The sequence below is a fragment of the Bacteroidota bacterium genome, assembly GCA_039111535.1.
Lineage (GTDB): Bacteria > Bacteroidota > Rhodothermia > Rhodothermales > JAHQVL01 > JBCCIM01.
In genome coordinates this window covers 1-3,299 of record JBCCIM010000332.1, presented here as the reverse complement: position 1 = coordinate 3,299, position 3,299 = coordinate 1, and the positions used below count along the sequence as shown (strand labels likewise).

The window sequence follows — 3,299 nt, the reverse complement described above, 5'->3', positions numbered from 1 at the left end:
TGAACATTGAACCCGTAAATCTTATGGATTTACGCTACTTTCCTCGATTGGTCCAACATCGGGTTTATCGGAGCATTGGCAGGCGTTGAGGCTAAGGCCCATGACGAGGCAAAGGATTAGAAATAACTTTTGCATAGATTTTGGTGTTTTTTCACCCAATTTCAGGGATAACTAACTTATGTTTTTACTTTCCAGCCGGAGCTTTGCAACGTAAAACCTGGTTTTTGGGCAACAGGGTTGTTGAATGCGCAACAAACGCAATGCCCAATAATGCAATGTCCCGGATGATGAAAAGTAAACGCTTTATCGCACAAGCAGGCATTTTGTGCCTCCCTTCGATAAAAAAACTCCAGCAACATAAGATTTGATAAACTTCAGTGTAATCCAAGCTTTTGATGTATTAGAAATAGACAAAGAGAGGAGAGAACCGGAGATGAGAGACTTTATTGGATGCAAAATCCCAAATAAAAGTATCTCCCACTCCCTCATCTCACATTCTCTTTTCTGTTGAACATCCTCTTTTCATTGAACAGTGCAAAAAACTTAAATTACACTGTAATTACCAATCCGGAAGATATCGTGGAAATATTAGGCATTGACATTGGTGGCACAGGAATAAAGGGCGCCCCCGTAAATACATCAACCGGCGAACTTCTTGAAGAACGGTTTCGCATTCCCACACCCCAGCCGGCCACACCCGACGCTGTGGTGGGTGTCGTTAACGAAATTGCCAAGCATTTCTCCTGGAAAGGTGCTATCGGTTGTACCTTCCCTGCCCGCATCAAGCGCGGCATCGCCCGCACAGCGGCTAATGTAGACCGGTCCTGGTTGGGCACAAACGTGGAAAACCTGATTGAAAAAGAAACAGGCTGCCCTACTGTTGTACTGAATGATGCAGACGCGGCCGGCGTGGCTGAAATGGCCTTTGGCGCCGGCAGAGACCGCGACGACATGGTGCTCCTGCTCACCTTTGGCACCGGCATAGGAAGCGCTTTGTTCATGGATCAGAAACTGGTGCCCAATACCGAATTTGGCCACATCGAGATGCACAACGGGCCGGCTGAGCACTATGCTGCTGACAGTGCGCGAAAGAAAAACGACTTAAAGTGGGGTGAGTGGGCGCTGCGCGTACAGGAATACCTCGACCGCATCGAATTCCTCCTCGCCCCAGATCTCATCATCATTGGCGGTGGCGTAAGCAAGCCCACAAAAAAGACCAAGTACTTCGGCGACCTCCGCACGGACGCTGACCTGGTAACCGCACAACTCCAAAACAACGCCGGCATCATCGGCGGCGCCTACCGGGCAGGGCAACTGCTAGTGACAAGTCACTAGCAAAGTTCCGAGTTTCGAGTTCCGGGTTCCGAGTTGGCCTGGAGTTGACGTTATTGTCATCCTGAACGTAGTGAAGGATCTGGTAAGGCTGTATGCTAAAAGACAGCTTACTCAAATACATTAGGCAGTATTCTCACAGACAACTTCTTCAACCAAGCAGTGAAGGATCTGGCAAGGCAGCGCCTCCAGTGACGAATGTCGAGTGCCGGGTGTCGAATGAGACTTTCTTGATAGCCCCTGCCTCCTAGACATCCCTCAAAGGCATAACTCACAACAACACGAACGACACCTCCCACACGTTCAAACCCAACCCAATTCTACCAAACCCGCACAAAAAAACCCACAATCAAGTGGTTGCATTTCACGCCTAACCCTATTTAATTAGCAGATTACCAAAGGAAAGCAATTTAATATTGCATATTTTCAATTTCCTATTTGATATTTTGTCTGTTTTTGATGCCTTTCTCAGTTACAACCGGCGCGACAGCGATGCCGTAGCACGTGTTGCCGAACAACTCCGTGCGGCAGGACTGGCCGTGTTTCTGGACAAGTGGTACCTGACCCCTGGAAATTCCTGGATCAACGAACTGGAGCAAAAGCTCGGGCAGAGCAAATGCCTGTGTGTATTCATCGGGCCGCACGGCTTAGGCAACTGGCAGCAGCGCGAAAAGAACCTCGGACTCGACCGGCAGGCAGCCAAATCTGCGTACCGTGTCATCCCCGTCATCCTCCCCGGCAACAGCGACCCATCCCTCGGCTTCCTGAGCCTGAATACGTGGATTGACCTCCGGAAAAACCTCGATGATGTTGCTCCCCTCGTGCACGCCATTCGAGGCGAAGCACTTGCCGAAACTACCCCAGACCCCCGCGCTCTAATTTGCCCCTACCGTGGCCTGCACCCGTTTCGGGAAGAAGATGCGGCATTTTTCTTTGGGCGCGAGACCTTTACCCAACAACTCATTGAGGAAGTACACAAAGACAACTGGCTAGCTGTGGTAGGTGCCTCTGGCAGCGGTAAGTCTTCTGTAGTACGCGCCGGCCTCCTCCCTGCCCTGCGTAAGTCACCTAAAGATGAGGTATGGGAAATCTTAACCATGGTCCCCAACGACCGGCCCCTGCGCTCGCTGGCTACCCAGTTTGTCACTACGCTCGAACCGCAACTTACCACGACAGACCGGCTGCTTGAGATAAACAAGGTAGTGGACAGTCTTGAAAAAGGTAGCGTGGCATTGAGAGATTATGTAGACACGCTGTTGGAAAAACAACCGGGGACAACCCGACTGCTGCTGGTGATCGACCAGTGGGAAGAAGTGTACACCCTCTGCCAGGACCCAGCCCAGCGCAAAGCCTTCATTGACCTGCTACTGGAAGCTACACTACAACCAACTCTCCATGTAGCGATTACCCTCCGCGGTGACTTTTTCGGCCGTGTCCTCGCCCACCGCCCGCTGGCCGACCGGTTGCAGGGCCGCATTGCCAACCTGGGGCCGATGACGCCGGAAGAATTGGAAGCCGCTGTGCTCAAACCTGCTGCTGCGGTGAACCTGAGGTTTGAAGAAGGACTACCCGAACGCATTCTCACCGATGTAGGTGGCGAGCCCGGCAACCTGCCGCTGCTGGAATTTGCACTCCTCAACCTGTGGGAGCAAAAGAAAAACGGTATCCTACTGAACAGTGCCTATACCGATATGGATGGCGTGCAAAGCGCCATGGCGCAACGGGCAGAGCAGTTGTTCATGGATATGGAATCCCAGCAAGACACGCTCCGGCGCGTGTTCACCCGGCTGGTTAAACCTGGAGAAGGCGCTGCAGATACCCGCCGGCGAGCTTCCCTCAATGAACTGCAAGGCGTCATCCATCCCCTCATCAAAAAACTGGCTGATGAACGCCTGCTGGTAACCAACCGGGATGAAGAAGCGGATACAGAAACTGTTGAAGTATCCCACGAAGCCCTGATTCGCGGC

2 protein-coding genes are annotated in these 3,299 nt (G+C 51.9%); both read left to right on the top strand.

The window, feature by feature from the left end; translation table 11 throughout:
* Positions 1-579 precede the first annotated feature (579 nt).
* Entirely contained in the window at positions 580-1,335 is a 756-nt protein-coding gene (locus AAF564_26505) for an ROK family protein (GenBank protein ID MEM8489126.1), read from the top strand.
* 443 nt (positions 1,336-1,778) lie between these two features.
* The coding region (locus tag AAF564_26500) for a toll/interleukin-1 receptor domain-containing protein (protein ID MEM8489125.1) at positions 1,779-3,299 on the top strand (1,521 nt) is incomplete at its 3' end.